This is a genomic window from Bacillus sp. 220_BSPC (genome assembly GCF_001054655.1).
In the GTDB taxonomy this organism is placed as follows: domain Bacteria; phylum Bacillota; class Bacilli; order Bacillales; family DSM-1321; genus Peribacillus; species Peribacillus frigoritolerans.
Map to the genome: position 1 here is coordinate 1 of NZ_JVPL01000206.1, position 18,366 is coordinate 18,366.

Here is an 18,366-nt window from a genome sequence, read left to right on the forward strand (position 1 = left end):
TCTGCCAAGCCTCCTCGACGCAAGCGTCTGTGGGGTCTCGGCTAGCCAGTCATTCGGCAGGAGTGTCGCAAATTTCTTCAATTTAATGAGGTTTCATTCCTTATAAAAAGGTAAAAATTCATGAAGGATAACCAAGATTTCTTTTAATAATCTCGGAGGGTCCATTCCTAACCCCATCTTGTATAAGGAAAAGCGAGTTTTCTTAAAGTTTACTCCTACGGGAATAGAGTGTGAAAGGGAGACCCCACAGGCGCAAAGGAGCGCCGAGAAGGCTTCCCGGACCTCACGCGGAAGGCGAGTGCCCTATCCTATACATTCCAATCAACGTTAGCATTGTACTAACCCTCAAAAGATGCAGGTAAAATCAATTATGTCCACAAAAAACAACCCTCTTGGATAAGAGGGCTGCCTTACGTTTATTTTTTTGCTTTATTGATGTTAAAGGATTTCTTCGATTCATTTCCTGCAAGATCGGTCACCTTAAATTCAATCTTGTTGTTGCCAGTCTTAAGCGGCAGTTCCAAATCCTCTATCTTTTTCTTATAGGAACGCATTTTGTATGGTTCCTTGAATTCATGATAGAATATTTCACTTCCGTTCAGGTAAAGGCGGATTTCATCGAAATTATCTTCTACCGTCACGTCCACTTTTGGATTCTTGCCTTTGGACCCCACAGTTTCCGGTACGCCTTTAACTTTTAAACCTGGCTTTGTTGCATCGACCATTATCGTCCTTTTAAAGGAAACCGTGTTATCCCATTTATCGGTTGCTTTAACCGTGAAGCTTTGGACACCATCTTCGAATTTCTTTTCATATGAGAATTCATATTTTTTATTCGTTTTGTTATACGTTGCAGGTACCGTTTTATTGTCGATTTTAAATTCCTTTATTTCCGACGCTTCTTCAATTTCTCCTGTTATTTTGATTTTATTTTTATTGTTCACGCTCAAGGCTTCAGGACTCTTGATCTTTACAGCTGGTGCATGATTATCGATTGGAGCCGAATCACCGGCCAATTCGGTTTCAGCCGTTTTCTCATTACCTGCATAGTCGATTGCCACAACCTGAACCTTTTCCCCTTTTACATCAGGCAGGGTGAATTGTTTAGCATTCGCCGGGAGCGGCTCTTCCATGATGGATGCTCCATCGACTTGTACATCGTAATAAGCAAGCCCTGAACCATTCAAATTATCCTTACCTTGGATGGTTAATACATTACCTTTTTTCGAAATCTTGACCGTCGGCTTTACCGTATCGATTTTGATTGGCATTTTAACCGTCTGCCATTTTGCACCCTCGTAATCTATCATCGCTTTGATTTCAAAATAATAGACCCCATCCTTAGCGAGTGCATTATTGATTTTACCGTCCCATTTACGGGCCGGATCCAGCGTGTATGCGGTCCCTAGTCCGCCATCATAATAGTCCTTGCGTACATTATTCTCTGTGCGAAGTTTCCGGACTGAATTGTTATCACCATTCAATATATTGTACTCTACCTTTTTCGCATTCCTTAAGAATGATAGGACAGGCACGAAGTCATCCTGTGCACCATCGCCATTTGGGGAAATCGCGATATTTTTGCCATTGAATGTTTTCCCCGCAGGGTCATAGCCAAGATACGTGAAATCTTCACCTGCTGTAGATACTCCTCCTGCCATGCCATAGAAAGATTCTTTGTCATATTTAGTGCCATCCAGGATTGGGGCTTTGTCCCACTCCCCTTTAAATCCTACATACGGTACATTCAGTTCCGGATTCGTATCGGCTGGATCCTTCAATGAAATGAACCCTTCAACAAAATAGCCGTTTGGAAACACCTTGTCAATATCTACAAGAGTCTGAAGGTCATCTCCAAGTACCTTTGCATCGGATATGTCCACTTTCACTTCGAATGTAATCGATTTTTTTGCAGGAACGGTAATCTTATTTGTATTTTTATTATTGATTTTAATCGAAGCGTTCTTAATTTCCTGTGCTTCCAGCTCGTTAGCGGTATAGCCCAGCTGTCCCTGGATTGCATAGTCTGTTTGGATATTTCCTTTTACATCATACTTGACTGCTTTGTTGCTGAAGTTTTCAACCTTTAAAGTAAAGGCGAACTTATTGCCGACCTCCTTCATGGCAACCTTCGATTCTTTCGTGAATGCCTCGGTCACGACAGCAGGTGTGGACAATGCGGATTGCAGCTGCATGACCCCGGCTCCCTGCCTGCGAGGCGAATAAGGGTTTTTCCAGTCAAGGGCTTTATTGACGACCCCCTGATCCGTTAATGGTTTTGATGTATTCATCATTAGGTTCTTCGCTAAATTAGCCCGGGCCGATCCTTCTAATTTAAAGTCTTTATCCACTCTTTCAAGAACCAGTGCCGAGCCGCCGGAAACATGCGGCGCCGCCATTGAAGTACCGCTCATCATTCCATATTCATCATTGTTCAGCGTTGAATAAATTTGTCCGCCCGGAGCGGTGATTTCCGGTTTGAAATCCAAGTTCGGCGCGACTCCCCATGAACTGAATGAGCTCATTTTCCCCGCTTCTGGATTTACAGCTTTTGTTTTATCACCATTAAAGGTAATCGTCACCTTTTCCCCATCCGCTAAGGCCGCTTTCAGCTTTGCACCATCCGATTTCAACATGAACAGCTGGGGAATGGTTATGCTTGGATCTGTAGCCATGGAAATATATCCGTCAGCATTATTGTAAATTATGACTCCTGTCGCTCCTGCTGCCTGGGCATTTTGCGCCTTTTCTATAAAAGAAAGCGTGCCGCGCTCGATGAGGGCGAACTTGCCTTTAACATCCACTTTGGAAAGCTCCTCTGGCGTCCCAAGACCAGCAGCCACCAATTCATGTGTTTTATCCTTCAAGGCATTGGGATGTACGCTTGAAGCCGACATGAACGGAGCTTTTCCTGCTTGACCGTTTATTTCATAAGTCGCTGCATCCAAATCCATATAGTTATTCTCTACCGATGCCACTTGTACAGAATCGTAAGCAAGTCCAGGTGAACCTGAAACGCCAATATCCGGGTTCGAGGCTGATGGGTTGGCAAATCCATTTCCAAAGTGTGCCGAGTTTCCTGCTGAAATCGACATGAGGATCCCATTATCAACAGCTCTGGATACAGCCTGCTGCTCCGGATCTTCTGCCGATACAAAGCCTGCAGTGGAGCCAAGGCTCATATTCAGCACATCCGCCCCAAGAATGATGGCATCGTCAATCGCCTTAATATATATATCGCCCCATGTTGTCTGCATGTCGGGATCATTTCCGAAGACCTTTAATGCAAGCAGCTGGGCTTCAGGAGCAACGCCTTTAATGCCGCCATTCTCTTCATCTCCATTGGCTCCGGCCGTACCTGCCACATGCATTCCATGCATGGAGGCCTCTTCACCAAGGTCAAGGATTTCTTCATTTTCATCCATGTAATTGTATCCATAAGGAACCTTGGCCGTATAGTAATTGCCTAATAGATGGCTGGATTCCTTCATCGCGCTGATTTCACTTTCAGTCAGTTCAGCCTTATTCTCGTCGTTCAGGACCATATCACGGTGAGATGGGTCGATTCCAGTATCAATAATCCCGACGACCATCCCTTCCCCTTTATATCCATATTCCCGCCATGCTTCCTGGGCTTGGACAAGCTCTTTGCTATATAGCATTTCGGGTTTTTCTGCAGGACGTTCATATTCATTCGCTATATGTACTTCAGCAACTTCAGGCATGGCTTCCACCTTTTTGATCTCACCATACTGAAGTTCACCGCTGAATCCATTGACGACTGTCGTAAAACTTTCAAGTTCCTTGAAAGCTATTTTTTTCTCTTTCACCTTTTTTTTCAATTTCTTCTGAGTAGCTAGCTTTTCAGACTTTAATTGTTGTTTCTTATTTTTCGATAATTGTTTAAAAAGCTTCCCTTCTTTCGAAGCGGTTTCTATTGCCGGGGCTTCCTTCATCTCTACGATGACCCTGACCTTCTCATTGCTTTTGTATTTCTTCCCCAAGTCATTTTTCTTCAGCTTTATAATACTCTCCTGATTCTTCTTACCTGCACCGCCCGAGCCTGTCGGGGGATCTGGGAGCTTGGCTGCGGAAACGCTTGCAGTAAATACTAATAGAAAGATTGCTAGAATGGACAAGCTACGTTTGATCAATGAACTTTCCTCCTCTAAAATAAGCAATTTTTGGAATATTCTTACTGAGTATAAAAGTATCACAACTTTTGGGGTGATTTTAAGGGGTAATAGTCACTATTTTCCTATTTAGAACTAGGATTTTTTTATTATTTTTCATATTTTGCTAGATTTACAAGATAAACGGCAAAAAGATGGTGATGTTAAACTAACATCACCCTTTTACTTCTAGTTTTTCATTCTTGGATCCAAGGCATCGCGCAGTCCATCCCCCATTAGGTTAAAGCCGAGTACCGTAAGCATGATCGCAAGCCCAGGGAAGAGAACCGTCCATGGTGCTTGAATGATGAACGCCCTGGAATCGGCGAGCATTTTTCCCCACTCTGGTGCTGGCGGCTGTGCACCGAGACCGAGAAAGCCGAGCGCTGCACACTCAATGATGGCAGTTGCAATCGCCAAGGTACCTTGAACGATAATCGGTGCAAGGCTATTCGGAAGGACGTGGTGAAGGAGAATGCGGCCATCCCCCATTCCAATTGCCTTTGCAGCCGTTACATATTCCTCTTCTTTCACCGTTAAGACCCGTGACCGTAAAAGCCGGCCGAATATCGGGACATTGACGATGGCGATGGCAATAAGTGCGTTGCGAAGGGAGGGCCCCAAAACGGCAACGACAGCAATGGCAAGCAAGATACTAGGAAAGGCCAGAATAATATCAAAGATCCTCGATATGATCGTATCTATCCACCTGCCGTAATAACCGGCAATGATCCCCAAAAAAGACCCAACCACAACAGATCCGGCAACAGATAAGAAGCCGACCCCTATTGAAATGCGCGAGCCATAAATGACCCTGCTCAAAATATCCCGGCCAAATTCATCCGTTCCGAACCAATGCTCCGCAGACGGGGCCAAATGTTTATCACTTAGCTTTTGCCCATCAAATGAATAAGGTGCTATAACGGGCGCGAAGATGGCGATTAAGATGAAAAATGAAACAATCCCCAGACCCACGATCGCTACCTTGTTTTTCCTAAAGCTTTTCCAGCCTTCCTTCCAGGGAGAGATGACTTTTTCCTCTGCCTCTTTTGGAGGAAGGATTGGCGGAGTATTCGTTGCTATTTCAGGCATGAGTTTCCCTCCCTATTTATACTTAATCCTAGGATCGATCGCTGCGTACAACAAGTCCACAACTAGATTAATCATGACAAACAAAAAGGCGATGACGAGAATTCCGGACTGTATCACCGGATAATCCCGAGATAGGATTGCATCATAAATATATGTACCGATACCTGGCCATCCAAAAATGTTTTCCGTTAATATGGCGCCGCCTAAAAGTAATCCTGTCTGCAGACCGATAACCGTCACCACTGGAATCAAGGCATTCTTAAAGGAATGCTTGTAAACAACCCAAAACATTTTCATTCCTTTAGCACGAGCCGTACGAATGAAATCCGATCTCATGACTTCCAGCATGGACGAACGTGTCATCCTTGCAATAATCGCCATCGGAATGGTAGCAAGCGCTAACCCTGGCAAAATGAGATGCTTGATCACCTCGAAAAACTGATCAACCCTGCCAGCCATGAGTGTATCTATCAAATAAAGGCCGGTTATGGCCTCAACGGGATCCCTGATATTGTCCCGCCCTGTCGTCGGAAGTAAATCCCACTGAATTGAAATGATGTATTGCTCCATTAATCCCAGCCAGAAAATAGGCATGGACAAACCAATCAACGCAATCACCATGGCGACATAATCAAACCATGAGTTTTGAAACCAAGCTGATACTATCCCTGCATTCACGCCTATGACCACGGCGATGATCATCGCGATCAAGGCCAATTCTATCGTGGCCATTAAGTATGGTCCAATTTCTTCAGAAACCGGACTATTCGTTTTTAACGAAACTCCCAGGTCCCCCTTTAACAGGCCTGATAAGTAATCCCAAAATTGAATGAACCAAGGTTTATCCAGGCCAAGTTCCTTTGTCATCGCAGCGACTGCCTCTTCCGTTGCTTGCTGCCCTAAAATCACCTGTGCTGGATTTCCAGGAATCGCCCGTATCATCATGAACACAATAAACGCCATTCCGAGTAACACCGGAATGAGAGATCCTAAACGTCGTACGGTATAGGAAAACAAAACAATCACCCGCCTTTTAAATAAGGGGCCTTCGAAGCGCCCTCGATCATTTTGAAATGCATTCCATAACAAAACCGGGAAGCATGCAAGACTCCATACTACCCGGTTCGTACGGTTAATTTTCTAGAGAAACATTAACAAGGGATTGTGAACCAGTTGGATGTGGAACAAACCCTTTGACCGTCTTAGATCCGGCTAACTGCGGTAAAGAGTGTACAAGCGGAACCCATGGAGCTTCATCATGGATGATTTCCTGGGCTTTTCCATACAACTCATTACGCTTGGCTTCATCTGCCGTGGACTGGGCTTCGATCAGCAATTCATGGACTTCATCGTTTGCGTAACGGGCATAGTTGTTGGAGCCGATATTATCTTTATCCAATAATGTATAAAGGAAGTTATCCGCATCTCCATTATCGCCTGTCCAGCCCATCATGAAGGATTGGGCTTCACCAGCCTGCACTTTCTCTAAATATGCAGCCCATTCGTACGAAACGATATTCGCTTCGATGCCGACTTGTTTTAGGCTTGCTTGAATGGCTTCAGCCACTTTTTGACCATCCGGCATATATGGACGCGGTACCGGCATTGCCCATAGATCCATTTTAAATCCGTCTTCAAGTCCAGCTTTTTTCAGCAGTTCTTTCGCTTTTTCTACATCGTAATCATAGTCTTCAATTTTGTCATTGTAGCCAGAAACGGATGGAGGTATAGGATTCTTGGCAGGCTCTGCTGTGCCTTCATAAAAATTATCAATGATTTCCTTTTTGTTGATCAAATGCGAGATGGCTTGTCGCACTTCTTTCTTGTCGAATGGTGCTTTCTCAACATTGAAAGCAAAGTACCCGACGTTCATGGATGCACGTTCGAATATTTGCAGTTTTTCATCTCCTGTAACCTTACTGATATCACTTGGGTTCAACCCGTCCATCAGGTCTATTTCACCCTTGATTGCAGCATTTAAACGTGCAGAGTTATCTTTAATGACCTTAAACGTGACTCCATCAAGTTTAGGCAGTCCATCTTGCCAATAATCATCGTTTTTCACCACTTCAATCGTATCGCCAGGTTTCCATGATTTGAACTTGAAAGGACCTGTACCAGATGGGTTTTTAGTGAAGTCGTCACCCTCTTTTTCAATTCCATCAGGACTGGCTATGGCAAATGTAGGCATGGCAAGGTTTTTCAGGAACGGCGCCTGCGGACGGTTCAAAGTGAATTCCACCGTGCTGGCATCGATCGCTTTTACTTCTTTGATAACATGACCCTCATCACCTTCAAATCCTCCGAACATGGAGGCATAGTACGCAAATTTCCCTTCATCCTTACTTTGTGCCCATCGTTGAAAGTTTTTTACGACCGCATCTGCATTGAAATCCGTACCATCATGGAACTTGATTCCGGTTTCCAATTTGAATGTGTATGTTTTCGCGTCATCTGACACTTCCCATGACTTTGCAAGACCCGATTTGATTTCCGTATCATCTTCCCCATATTTCACAAGCGTTTCAAAAATCTGCTGAGTGACGATGAATGATTCCCCATCGGTTACGATTGCTGGGTCAAGACCGACAGCATCTCCGCCTTTACCGTATATCAATACGCCGCCCTTCGCTTCACTAGATCCCCCTTTACCATCATCTTTCTCTTTTGATGTAGACGAGGAGCATCCCGCAAGCGCTAGCGAAAGAGCCAGGATACCAGTCAGCAACAATGCCAATGTTTTCTTCATATTCTTCCCCCTTATTATTTGCGAATTTATGTATACGTCGTGTCAATTGTATAAATGACAAGCAACGTAGTGACCAGGTTTATGTTCAGTCAGGATTGGCTTGTCCGTATTGCATCCTGCCATCGCCTTCGGACATCTCGTATGGAATGGACAGCCGCTGGGCGGGTTTGATGGGCTTGGAACATCTCCCTGCAGGATTACCCTATCCCCCTTATATTCCACATCCGGAATGGGCACGGCCGATAATAAAGCCTGCGTATATGGGTGAAGCGGATTTTCATAAAGCCCTTCACTTTCCGTCAATTCAACAATATGTCCAAGATACATGACACCGACACGGTCGGAGATATGCCTTACCACTCCAAGATCATGAGCAATGAACAAGTAGGTCAAATCAAAATCTTCCTGCAAATCCTGCAACAGATTCAAGACCTGGGCTTGAATCGACACATCCAGTGCAGATACCGGCTCATCGGCAATGATCAGTTTGGGGTTGACTGCAAGTGCCCTCGCGATGCCAATACGCTGCCGCTGGCCCCCGCTGAATTGATGCGGATACCTTTTAGCATGGTAACTGCTTAGGCCAACGACCTTAAGAAGTTCCTGTACACGGGCCTTTCGGGCTTTTTTATCTTTAACCCCGTGGACGATGAGCGGTTCTTCCAAAATTTTTTCAATAGTATGCCTGGGATTGAGGGAGGCGAATGGGTCCTGGAAGACCATCTGCATTTCACGGCGCATCTTTCTCATTTCACTGGAAGATAAAGCTGTCAGGTCCTTTCCTTCGAAATAAACATTGCCCTCGCTCGGCTCAAGCAATCGAAGCAATAACCTTCCCGTCGTAGACTTTCCGCAACCGCTTTCACCGACAAGTCCCAAGGTTTCCCCTTTATAAATGGAAAAAGACAAACCATCGACTGCCTTAACCTCGCCAATGGTCTTTCCCAGAACCCCTCCTTTTATCGGAAAATGCTTCTTTAGGTTTTCTACCTTAACCAATGTTTGATTCATGCAAGGAAGCTCCTTTCCCATCTTCATACAGCCAGCAGCGAACATGCTGGCCCTCATCGAATTCCAATAGAGACGGGGTCTCATTCATACATTGCTCCATGGCATGGGAGCAGCGGGGTGCAAACTGGCACCCGAGGTTGCTTGTCCCAGGCTTTGGCACATTACCCGGTATCGAGTAAAGGCGCTCTTTCTTTATTCGCATATCGGGAATCGACTGAAGTAAACCAACCGTATAAGGATGCTTAGGGTTTTGGAAAATCGTTTGCACATTTCCTTCCTCAATCACCTTGCCGGCATACATGACAATGACACGTTCACACATTTGCGCCACTACCCCAAGATCATGGGTAATCATCATGATTGCCGTGTCTGTTTCTTTATTTAAATTCTTCATTAACTCCAGGATTTGTGCCTGGATCGTCACATCCAATGCCGTTGTCGGTTCATCGGCTATAAGGAGTTTAGGCTCACAAATCATGGCCATCGCTATCATGACCCTTTGTCTCATTCCGCCAGAAAGCTGATGCGGATACTCTTTGAGCAATTCCTCGGCACGGCCAAGCCCAACCAGCTTCAACATTTCCACAGCTCTATTTCGTGCCTGCTTTTTATTCCATTTTTTATGTATCCGAAGCGTCTCGACCAACTGCTCGCCAATAGTGAATACGGGATTCAAGCTTGTCATCGGTTCCTGAAATATCATCGCTATATCATTCCCGCGAATTTTTCTCATTTTCGCTTCAGAGGCATTTGCGATGTTTTCTCCTTTAAAAAGGATTTCCCCCTCCACCTTACCAGCCGGTGAAGAAACCAAACCCATGATGGACAGAGAAGTTACGCTTTTTCCGCATCCCGATTCTCCTACAATCCCTAAAACCTCACCAGGATTGACATGAAAATCGATTGAATTCACGACAGGGATTACCCCATCGTCCGTACGAAAACTGGTTCGAAGCCCATTAACCTTAATAATTGGTTCGTCCATCAAATCACTTCCTATATATAACTTATTTTCCATTATATTATTGGGTTTATTATTGCATCAAAATTAAAATATTACAATATATTTTCTAAAAATTCTAATTTAACAGAATTATTTTTTATTTTTTTCTATTTACACACATTTTGGCACAAAAAAAAGACTGCTTATTTGCAGTCTTTACAAGGAGGAAATCATATAACTCGATTTTTTTGAGGGTAAATCGGGGTTTCCAGCGGAGAAGAAGCTATATTAGCTTTGGGGAATGAATGGATGAAAAGTAATTCTATCTACTACTGCCGAGTTTCATAAAATATTCCTGTAATTCTATGCACTGGTTATTCATTATGGTCATATAAATACTTTTTTGTGTTTCAAATTTAACTCTACCTTTTCTTAAAAACATTGTTAAGCAAGCTTGCATGCCCAACCTTCACGTAACACTATAAACCAATATGTTCAAAATCTTTGGGCTTACCATCATGTTGTTTAGTTCCGATGAATTGAACCCTCTCGGCGACCACTTCAGTTACATATACATATTTACCCTCCTGATTTTCGTATCTTCTTGTTTGTATTCTGCCAGTTATACCGATTATGGCTCCTTTTTTACAATATTGAGCAGTATTTTCAGCCGACTTTTTCCATATGATACACTGTACAAAGTCTGCCTCATAGTTACCGACAGTATTACGGAAGTTCCGGTTGACTGCTAATGTGATATTCGAAACAGCCTTGCCATCGGGTGTGTATCTTAATTCTGGATCCTTCGTAAGCCTGCCGACGAGGGTAACTTGATTAATCATTTTTTCACTCCTTCCTCTTTAATTGCTTTAATCATACGCTTTCTTCCATCGATTAAAAAATGGAGGAAATGTTCTTATTACACCATTTTTCTTTATAAAAAAACGTTTGGATTGGTGCAAAAACATTTTTTAGTGATTAAAATCAGGTAAAAAACGAATAGTTAACAAAATTAAATATTTTGCAAATTTTTATTCCATCCTTCATAATTTAGACAAATGTTGGGTTTTCATTTCATTAAGGGACTTTTTTTTAGTATGATATAATTACCTTTAAAAGGATTAATCGATATGTACCCTTTCAAAATTTACGTTTAAGAGAGGTAATCGCCGCTCTTTCTTGCAAGAAACGGAGGAATTAGATGAAATCATTCAAATTGATCTCGTTGCAAATTGTTACTGAAAATTTAAACTTGATTGATATTGCATTAACAGATGGATTGATTATAAATAAAGAAAACGACGCTAGATCATGGTTACTGGAAGCCTTTGTCGAAGAAAAACATTTCAAAGAGCTTGAACCCTCACTTCCCGATATAGATGGAGAGGTGTATATCCAGGCAGTCATTACCAAAAAGGACAATGAACCGGCTTTGTTTCAAACTGTCTTACGTACAATAAGAAAAGTGGGCAATCACTATAGCCTTTTATTCGTTGGTCATATCCAAAAAACACGGAGCAAATATGCAGAACTCCTTCTAGAAGATTTGGTCCAAAAGGGTCTCGTCGGCGATGAACTTATAAAAGAGTTCAAGCAAAAAATCCGCTCAAAGCCTAAATTAGCAACTAATAAATAAAAAACCTTCCCTTAATTTCCATCCCCTAATCGACATAAAAAAGACTGACTTAGACGGATAAGGATATTAATCCTCTTTTGCCTAAGCAGTCTTTCTCATTCTGTTCTAATTACTTATTTTTGTCGTCATTTTTATCAGGGTCTTCAATCAAGTCATCGGCATCATTATCGACGTTATTATCGTCGTTTTCAAGCAATCCATCATCATTACCGTTCATGCCGTTATCATCCGTACCATTGTTATCATCTGTACCGTTGTTATCATTCACGCCATTGTTATCATCTTCTATGATGTTGTTATCTTCTTCTGGTGCGGGATTGTTGTTGTCATCATTATCCGTTCCACATCCAGCAAGGAACATAATAGATAATAAAGATCCCCCAAGTAGTGCAAAAATTTTCTTCATCATTTTTGGCAACCTCCCTTCTTTCTTTATCATTAGGTATTTTGCCCGAATGTGAAAATAACTTGCGTCCTATTTTAAATTTAAAAAGAAAATCTGCTTTTTGGAATTAAACATTAAAAAATACCGGACATAATAATGTCCGGCATTCAAAGGGAGAATAGAAAGATCTAAAAACCGCTCTTGCTTTAAAAAAGCAATGCAGTGCTTTTTATATACACCGCTTCACGATTCCTTAAACCACTTTTTGAAACATATAGTTAAAACATTCCATTCCCATCACGGGAAAAGAATCTTATTTGTCACCAAAGGCAAACATGATATCGACCTCACATGCTGTTTCCCCATCAACCGTTGCCACCGCTTTCCCTTTACCCATTGACCCTCTCATACGCACTATTTCCACTTCCAGACGCAGCTGATCACCTGGTTTAACTTGCTTTTTAAAGCGGCAATTATCAATCCCAGCGAAAAATGCAAGCCGGCCTTTATATTCTTCTTGTTTCAAGACGGCTACAGCGCCAACCTGCGCTAAGGCCTCTACAATTAAAACTCCAGGCATAACTGGATAATCGGGGAAATGGCCATTAAAGAATTCTTCATTTGCCGAGACATTCTTCAATCCAACCGCTCTTTTCCCTTCATCAATTTCTATGATCCGATCGACTAATAAGAATGGGTAACGATGCGGAATAATTTCCTTTATTTGTGTGATATCAAGCATACTTGTTCCTCCTATGACTTAAATATTTCAAACATAACGTAAACTCGCCCCTGTCATCTAGACAGAGGCGTAGTTGCCATGAAATATAAATCCGTTAACGACAGCAACTACTTCAAAAAAACATGGAACTACGCGCCCTTGTTCACTATATCAAAAATATGGGTCCATGTGGATTTTTGGAAAACATCCATTGCATGTCCTCCGCCAATCACACTATATCCTAATAGTGCCCCGGATAATACAGCAATGAAAATCAATCCGATAACAATGAGTAAACGAAGCCAAATTGGCAAAAGACGGACCTTGATCCTACGATTCGGTTTCGCCTCAACTTCCTTTATCTCTTCTTCAATTTGTTGTCTCATTACACGATTTTGTTCCATATAGAATGTGAAAGCTCCTTTTAAGAAAACTCGCCGACTGATTTCCCCGATACGCCAGAAATTCAGCAGCTATGCAAAATGGTCGGCACGAATGATTTCTCTTGTTATGAATTCATTATAACCGATTTGCTCTAATTCCGCAGGGAGACATTTTATTTACCAGTTACCTTAACGGATTCCATTGACTAATCCGCTCATTTGATCAGCCATCGTTACCGCCCGGGATTGAAATTGGTAAGAGCGCTGAACATTGATTAAATCCGTCATTTCTTTGGAAAGATCGACATTTGAGGACTCCAGAGTACCTTGACGGACTGCTGCCTGGTTGCGGGAATCCCCTGTTAATGCAGTCATGATATCGTCTTCCGTAACACCCAAGGCAGTGAAGTTTTTGGGCAGGCCAAGTAAATTCCCGCCTAGCCGGTCAAGAAATTGCAGTTTCTTTACCGAGACTATTCCGAGCCCAAAACTCTTTTCGCCATTTTCTTCCGTATCCACTATCAATAAGCCATTTTCCGAAATCTTAATGTCTTTAATATTTCCCTCTATGAGGATCGGTTCACCATTTTCATCAAGTACTTTATGTCCAGCAGAGGTGACAAGCATCATTTGGTCGTTAGCATTGGGGGATAAATAAAAGGCACCATCCCTTGTAAGCCTTGTATTGACCCCATTATCGTCCTGAACGCTTACGGTGAAGAATTGGTCATCCCGGGTGAATGCGGCATCAAGGTTGCGGTCCGTCGTCTTTAAGGCACCCTGTGAAAGCACCAATTGAGATTGGCTTATCATAGCACCTGTTCCCTGCCGGATGCCAGGTGCGGTCAACCTTCCTTTTTCCTTTGTCTCACTCGGTTGATTATTGAAACTCTGTGTCAATAAGTCATTGAAGCTCGTTTGGGTCTTTTTGTAGGCTGTCGTGTCCACATTCGCGATATCATTACTTATTTGATCGATTTTACTTTGAAGCTGGTTCAGCGTATTCGTCGCCGTCATCATCGTCCGGTTCATGGTTTTTCCCCTTGCAGTTCAAATTTCCGAATTTCACCTACTGCTCAATTAAAGCCTGCCAACTTCATTGACCGCTTTATCCAAACTTTTATCATAGGCTTGAAGCACCTTCTGACTCGCTTCAAAAGAGCGGTATGCCGACATCATTTCTGTCATCGTTCTCGATTGGTCAACATTGGAGCCTTCAAGAAAGCCCTGCTCAGTGGAAAAACTGACATCCGCAGCCGCGTATGCGCTAGGTAAATCCCCATCATTCACAGCCTTATATAGGCCTTCGCCATCTTTCATGAGCTGTAATGACGGATCATCCGAATAACCGATCCCCAAACGTGCGGTTTGAACATTTCCTTCTAAAATAACACCGTTTTCCACTACTGTGAATCGATCGCTATCAAGCTGGATCTTTTCATTATTTTCGTTCAATACATAATGACCGGACGGCGCAGTCAGATAACCTTGCCCATCCAGGGTGAAACTGCCGTTACGCGTATAACGGATAGCACCATCGCCATCCTGGACAGTAAAAAACACCGAGCCTTGCCGACCCGTTTCCTCATTGATCGGTAGGTTTTCATCAACAAGGGAAATATCCGTATTAAGCTGGGTTTCCTCCAATGTGCCCTGTGTAAATAAAGGATTCGCCTCCTGTACGTAAACACCCGTACTGAGCCCCCCAACCTGGAAAAAGTTAGACATGCTCAATTTGCTCTCCGTGGGAACCGTTTCACCACCCATGCTGCTTATGAGCATTTCAGGAAAAGACCTTACACTCAATTGATCAGCTTTATACCCTGTTGTATTCGCATTGGACATATTGTTTGTGAGTAATTCCGTGCGCCTTTGCTGTGCAAGCATCCCGGAAGCAGCCGTATAAAAACCTCTTAACATCTTCTTCACTCCCCAATCTACATAACTTATCCGTTCAATATCTCATATCTATCTTATCGGTCATGAACTTCAGTATCTTAAGGAAAAGGAGAAGCATTAGGCAGAAGAATTTGTCATATCGTAGGCTAGGTCAAATTTAAAGGAATGGTGTTAAATTCTCGACTAAAAGAAGAGGGCCTATTGCTCATCAGTACTGGAACTGCACGCACTTTCACTATGCCTCACGTTTGTCTGAACCTTAGACCCCTATCTTATGATGCGGATTTCCACCCGCTTTTTAGTTGAATTTGTGCCGTGGCAATTTATCCATATTATCAAGCATGATACCGGTTCCGATTGCTACACAATCCATCGGCTGCTCGGCAACGAGCACCGGGACCTTAAGTTCTTCAGCAAGAAGTAAATCAATCCCGTGAAGCAAGGCTCCCCCGCCGGTTAAAATGACGCCGCGGTCGATGATATCAGCAGAAAGTTCTGGCGGCGTCCGCTCAAGTACGCTTTTTGCAGCTTGTACAATGATGGAAACCTGCTCGCGAAGAGCCTCCTCAATTTCTTCAGAATTGACCGAAATGGTTCTAGGCAATCCCGATACCATATCACGCCCACGGATATCGATGACTTCATTACGAGATCCAGGGAAGACGGTTGCAACCTGGATTTTAATGTTCTCCGCTGTACGTTCACCAATCAGGAGCTTATACTTCCGCTTGATATAATGTAATATTTCATTATCGAATTTGTCACCGGCCATTTTAATGGATGAAGATGTAACGATATCCCCCATTGAAAGAACGGCAATATCCGTTGTACCCCCGCCAATGTCCACGACCATATTGCCGCTTGGCTGAAAAATATCCATACCGGCACCGATAGCAGCCACTTTCGGCTCTTCTTCAAGGTATACTTTCTTCCCGCCGCTTTTTTCGGCAGCTTCTTTAATCGCCTTTTGTTCGACACTTGTTATGTTGGTCGGGCAGCAAATTAAAATTCTAGGCTTTGAAAGGAAGCCTTTCACATTCAATGTATTGATAAAATGCTTAAGCATCGATTCTGTTACATCGAAATCTGCAATGACACCGTCTTTTAAAGGACGGATTGCGATGATGTTTCCTGGAGTACGGCCTACCATTTTTCGAGCTTCTTCCCCGACGGCAAGAACACGGTTCGTATTCTTATCAATCGCCACTACCGAAGGCTCATTTAACACAATTCCTTTACCTTTGACATGTATAAGAACATTGGCTGTTCCAAGATCTATCCCAATATCTCTAGCAAACATTTCTTAAATCCTCCTTGAATATCCTCACATATAACCTACTTCTGTCCTAATTGTTTATTTTACCATATTGCATTGACACAAGTAAGTATGAATTATAAATAAACACTAATACAGACTATTATTTCCTATTTTGACAATATGTAAAAAAAATCAATGCCCAATGTACTACCTTACCGTATTTTCCCATAAAAAAAATTCCGGCATGGAACCGCAATCAAGGTTAAGAAAAAGCTGACACTCACTTTCATGTCCCCTTATTCATTCCCCGATAGCCCGATTACTTCCCAATTGCCGGAATGATTCAAGTATCATTTAACGATTTCTTCTTCTCTTTCAGAACGTTTGTATTTTAATTTTGTCGCTTCTCCACCTCTAAGGTGACGAATGGATTTATGATAATCCAATATATCCTTCACTTCGTTAGCCAAATCAGGATTAATTTCTGGCAGCCTCTCAGTTAAGTCTTTATGCACTGTGCTTTTAGAGACTCCGAACTCTTTTGCAATGACGCGGACTGTTTTTCTAGTTTCCACGATATACTTTCCTATCTTGATAGTTCTTTCTTTGATGTAATCGTGCACACCACTCGACCTCCCCAAATTGGATGTGAGAAGTGTGAAATGAGATTCGTATTTTTCGAATCGAATACCGCTGCCCTATAAACAATGAAAGATAGAATTATTCACCTATTAGATAATTTGTAATAAACGATTCCTCACCTCAAACACTCTCTTTGCATGGTTTATAACATCTTATTAGCTTGGTTAAGAATATATGCCTAATGGGACAGGAGGTTTGGATATATTTCTGATTTTCATCTGTTTATTTTCATTAAACGTATATTATTTCCCGAGAAATTTGTCAGAAATTCAAAGGTTTCAGCATATTGGCCAATATTTCCACGAAAGAAAAAAAGAAGCCGTTCTAAGTGAACGGCCTCCTTTTACCAAATTTTCAGTTGTTGTCATTCGTAACGCTCTAGGTTTTTGTTTTGATTTTATTAAAAATCTTAATCTTAATTAGATTGATTTAACGAATCTTTTAAGGAATCGCTTTCTTCAGTTGTATCTTCACCAGGGACAGAGCCTTCCTCATCAGTGCCACTCTCTAAATCAGTGCTCTCGTCAGTTTCGTCAACTGCAGGCGTTTCTTCTTTGTCAGCTTCAGATCCTTCGACTGCAGGTGTTTCTTTGTCAGCTTCAGACCCTTCGACTGCAGGCGTTTCTTCTTTGTCAGCTTCAGATCCTTCGACTGCAGGTGTTTCTTCTTTATCAGCTTCGGCATCAGTTGCAGATTGGATCGCAGAAGCTTGTTTATCAACAAAATCAAGTGGGTTTAACGCAATGTTATCTTTTCTGATTTCGAAGTGGACATGTACGCCAGCCTCTTCATTGATTTGGCTTTTTCCGGCTGTAGCTATTGCTTGTCCTTGTTTCACTTTGTCACCGACTGCAACCTTAATGTCTTTAACAGATTGATAACGAGTAACGACGCCATCTTCATGCTCTACTTCAACTAAATTTCCAAGTAACGCATCGTCTTGGACTTTCGTTACATTTCCACTTAAGGAAGCTTTTACATCGAAAGACTTTCCATCTTCCATTGCAATGTCTATACCTTTGTTTTGCTCATATCTATTGTTGTAGAAAACCAATGCTTCTTCTTGTGCCTTTTCATCCGCATTCACATCATAAAACTGTTTCTTGATAACCGATTTGTCTGCATCGGCTACAGGCATCTTGATTGTCTCAAGATTGCTATTAACCTCTACAGAAGGCTCACCATAGTTTTTTCCTGTTTCAGCCGATTCCTCTTTGCCATCTTTAGCTGAATCATCAAAACTATTTTGTAATAAGAAGGCCGCGGCTAAGATTATGGCTGCACTTGCGATATAGATTGCTGATAATGCCCAACGTTGTTTTAGTATACGTCGGATTGTGGAAGTTGGTTTCTTTTCTTCCTCTCTCATATTAATCACCTCAGCAATCATTCTGAACATTTTGTTAAAATTATATACATTCAGGAAAAAATTTTTTTTGGATTTATTTTGTGGAAATGAAACCGATTTTATTCGT

The 18,366-nt window shown here is 42.4% G+C and carries 16 protein-coding genes; 1 reads left to right on the plus strand and 15 read right to left on the minus strand.

The window, feature by feature from the left end; translation table 11 throughout:
- Window positions 1-416: 416 nt before the first annotated feature.
- The 7 genes from ADA55_RS31045 to ssb all read right to left on the minus strand — a co-directional run bounded on the left by ADA55_RS31045 (window position 417) and on the right by ssb (window position 10,809).
- On the minus strand, window positions 417-4,154 hold the full coding sequence (locus tag ADA55_RS31045; protein WP_250697432.1) for a S8 family serine peptidase: 3,738 nt from the start codon (window positions 4,152-4,154) through the stop codon (window positions 417-419).
- A gap of 207 nt (window positions 4,155-4,361) precedes the next feature.
- Window positions 4,362-5,264: an ABC transporter permease gene (locus tag ADA55_RS16240; RefSeq protein WP_048685793.1), complete on the minus strand. Its 903-nt coding sequence runs from the start codon at window positions 5,262-5,264 to the stop codon at window positions 4,362-4,364.
- 12 nt (window positions 5,265-5,276) lie between these two features.
- Window positions 5,277-6,281: an ABC transporter permease gene (locus ADA55_RS16245; protein ID WP_048685875.1), complete on the minus strand. Its 1,005-nt coding sequence runs from the start codon at window positions 6,279-6,281 to the stop codon at window positions 5,277-5,279.
- 115 nt (window positions 6,282-6,396) lie between these two features.
- Window positions 6,397-8,013, minus strand: coding sequence for an ABC transporter substrate-binding protein (locus ADA55_RS16250; RefSeq protein ID WP_048685795.1), 1,617 nt, complete (start codon window positions 8,011-8,013; stop codon window positions 6,397-6,399).
- 42 nt (window positions 8,014-8,055) lie between these two features.
- On the minus strand, window positions 8,056-9,024 hold the full coding sequence (locus ADA55_RS16255) for an ABC transporter ATP-binding protein (protein WP_048685797.1): 969 nt from the start codon (window positions 9,022-9,024) through the stop codon (window positions 8,056-8,058).
- Window positions 9,005-10,009 carry an ABC transporter ATP-binding protein gene (locus ADA55_RS16260; protein ID WP_152908346.1) on the minus strand — a complete coding sequence of 335 codons (1,005 nt, stop codon included), beginning with the start codon at window positions 10,007-10,009 and terminating at the stop codon, window positions 9,005-9,007. The genes ADA55_RS16255 and ADA55_RS16260 overlap by 20 nt, the downstream gene beginning before the upstream one ends.
- Before the next feature lie 437 nt (window positions 10,010-10,446).
- Window positions 10,447-10,809, minus strand: coding sequence for a single-stranded DNA-binding protein (gene ssb / locus ADA55_RS16265; protein WP_048685802.1), 363 nt, complete (start codon window positions 10,807-10,809; stop codon window positions 10,447-10,449).
- Window positions 10,810-11,168: 359 nt separating this feature from the next.
- On the opposite strand from ssb, the gene ADA55_RS16270 reads away from it, so the two are divergent.
- Window positions 11,169-11,603, plus strand: coding sequence for a YwpF family protein (locus ADA55_RS16270; protein ID WP_034315749.1), 435 nt, complete (start codon window positions 11,169-11,171; stop codon window positions 11,601-11,603).
- Window positions 11,604-11,712: 109 nt separating this feature from the next.
- Here ADA55_RS16270 and ADA55_RS16275 read toward each other — a convergent pair whose 3' ends face one another.
- From ADA55_RS16275 to ADA55_RS16315, 8 genes are all read right to left on the minus strand, one after another.
- Window positions 11,713-12,012, minus strand: a complete 300-nt coding sequence (locus tag ADA55_RS16275) for a hypothetical protein (RefSeq protein WP_048685804.1) — start codon at window positions 12,010-12,012, stop codon at window positions 11,713-11,715.
- Window positions 12,013-12,301: 289 nt separating this feature from the next.
- Window positions 12,302-12,730, minus strand: coding sequence for a 3-hydroxyacyl-ACP dehydratase FabZ (gene fabZ / locus ADA55_RS16280; protein ID WP_048685806.1), 429 nt, complete (start codon window positions 12,728-12,730; stop codon window positions 12,302-12,304).
- Between the two features lie 128 nt (window positions 12,731-12,858).
- Window positions 12,859-13,113, minus strand: a complete 255-nt coding sequence (locus ADA55_RS16285) for a DNA-directed RNA polymerase subunit beta (protein ID WP_053087418.1) — start codon at window positions 13,111-13,113, stop codon at window positions 12,859-12,861.
- 168 nt (window positions 13,114-13,281) lie between these two features.
- Window positions 13,282-14,124, minus strand: a complete 843-nt coding sequence (locus tag ADA55_RS16290) for a flagellar hook-basal body protein (protein ID WP_048685808.1) — start codon at window positions 14,122-14,124, stop codon at window positions 13,282-13,284.
- A 48-nt stretch (window positions 14,125-14,172) separates the two neighbouring features.
- Entirely contained in the window at window positions 14,173-15,012 is an 840-nt protein-coding gene (locus tag ADA55_RS16295) for a flagellar hook-basal body protein (protein ID WP_048685810.1), read from the minus strand.
- 277 nt (window positions 15,013-15,289) lie between these two features.
- A complete protein-coding gene (locus tag ADA55_RS16300) occupies window positions 15,290-16,291 on the minus strand; it encodes a rod shape-determining protein (protein ID WP_048685812.1) in 1,002 nt (333 codons plus the stop codon).
- Window positions 16,292-16,599: 308 nt separating this feature from the next.
- On the minus strand, window positions 16,600-16,872 hold the full coding sequence (gene spoIIID / locus ADA55_RS16305; RefSeq protein WP_034315767.1) for a sporulation transcriptional regulator SpoIIID: 273 nt from the start codon (window positions 16,870-16,872) through the stop codon (window positions 16,600-16,602).
- A 434-nt stretch (window positions 16,873-17,306) separates the two neighbouring features.
- Complete coding sequence (locus ADA55_RS16315) at window positions 17,307-18,260, minus strand: M23 family metallopeptidase (protein ID WP_048685816.1); 954 nt, start codon at window positions 18,258-18,260, stop codon at window positions 17,307-17,309.
- Between the last annotated feature and the right edge of the window lie 106 nt (window positions 18,261-18,366).

What these genes read in the sequence shown, in the direction of transcription:
- ADA55_RS16285 (WP_053087418.1), bottom strand. Translation starts at nt 13,113, where the DNA reads ATGGAACAAAATCGTGTAATGAGACAACAAATTGAAGAAGAGATAAAG.
- ssb (WP_048685802.1), bottom strand. Translation starts at nt 10,809, where the DNA reads ATGATTAATCAAGTTACCCTCGTCGGCAGGCTTACGAAGGATCCAGAA.
- ADA55_RS16255 (WP_048685797.1), bottom strand. Translation starts at nt 9,024, where the DNA reads ATGAATCAAACATTGGTTAAGGTAGAAAACCTAAAGAAGCATTTTCCG.
- ADA55_RS16270 (WP_034315749.1), top strand. Translation starts at nt 11,169, where the DNA reads ATGAAATCATTCAAATTGATCTCGTTGCAAATTGTTACTGAAAATTTA.
- ADA55_RS16275 (WP_048685804.1), bottom strand. Translation starts at nt 12,012, where the DNA reads ATGATGAAGAAAATTTTTGCACTACTTGGGGGATCTTTATTATCTATT.
- ADA55_RS16290 (WP_048685808.1), bottom strand. Translation starts at nt 14,124, where the DNA reads ATGAACCGGACGATGATGACGGCGACGAATACGCTGAACCAGCTTCAA.
- ADA55_RS16260 (WP_152908346.1), bottom strand. Translation starts at nt 10,009, where the DNA reads ATGGACGAACCAATTATTAAGGTTAATGGGCTTCGAACCAGTTTTCGT.
- ADA55_RS16250 (WP_048685795.1), bottom strand. Translation starts at nt 8,013, where the DNA reads ATGAAGAAAACATTGGCATTGTTGCTGACTGGTATCCTGGCTCTTTCG.
- ADA55_RS16295 (WP_048685810.1), bottom strand. Translation starts at nt 15,012, where the DNA reads ATGTTAAGAGGTTTTTATACGGCTGCTTCCGGGATGCTTGCACAGCAA.
- fabZ (WP_048685806.1), bottom strand. Translation starts at nt 12,730, where the DNA reads ATGCTTGATATCACACAAATAAAGGAAATTATTCCGCATCGTTACCCA.
- ADA55_RS16300 (WP_048685812.1), bottom strand. Translation starts at nt 16,291, where the DNA reads ATGTTTGCTAGAGATATTGGGATAGATCTTGGAACAGCCAATGTTCTT.
- ADA55_RS16315 (WP_048685816.1), bottom strand. Translation starts at nt 18,260, where the DNA reads ATGAGAGAGGAAGAAAAGAAACCAACTTCCACAATCCGACGTATACTA.
- ADA55_RS16240 (WP_048685793.1), bottom strand. Translation starts at nt 5,264, where the DNA reads ATGCCTGAAATAGCAACGAATACTCCGCCAATCCTTCCTCCAAAAGAG.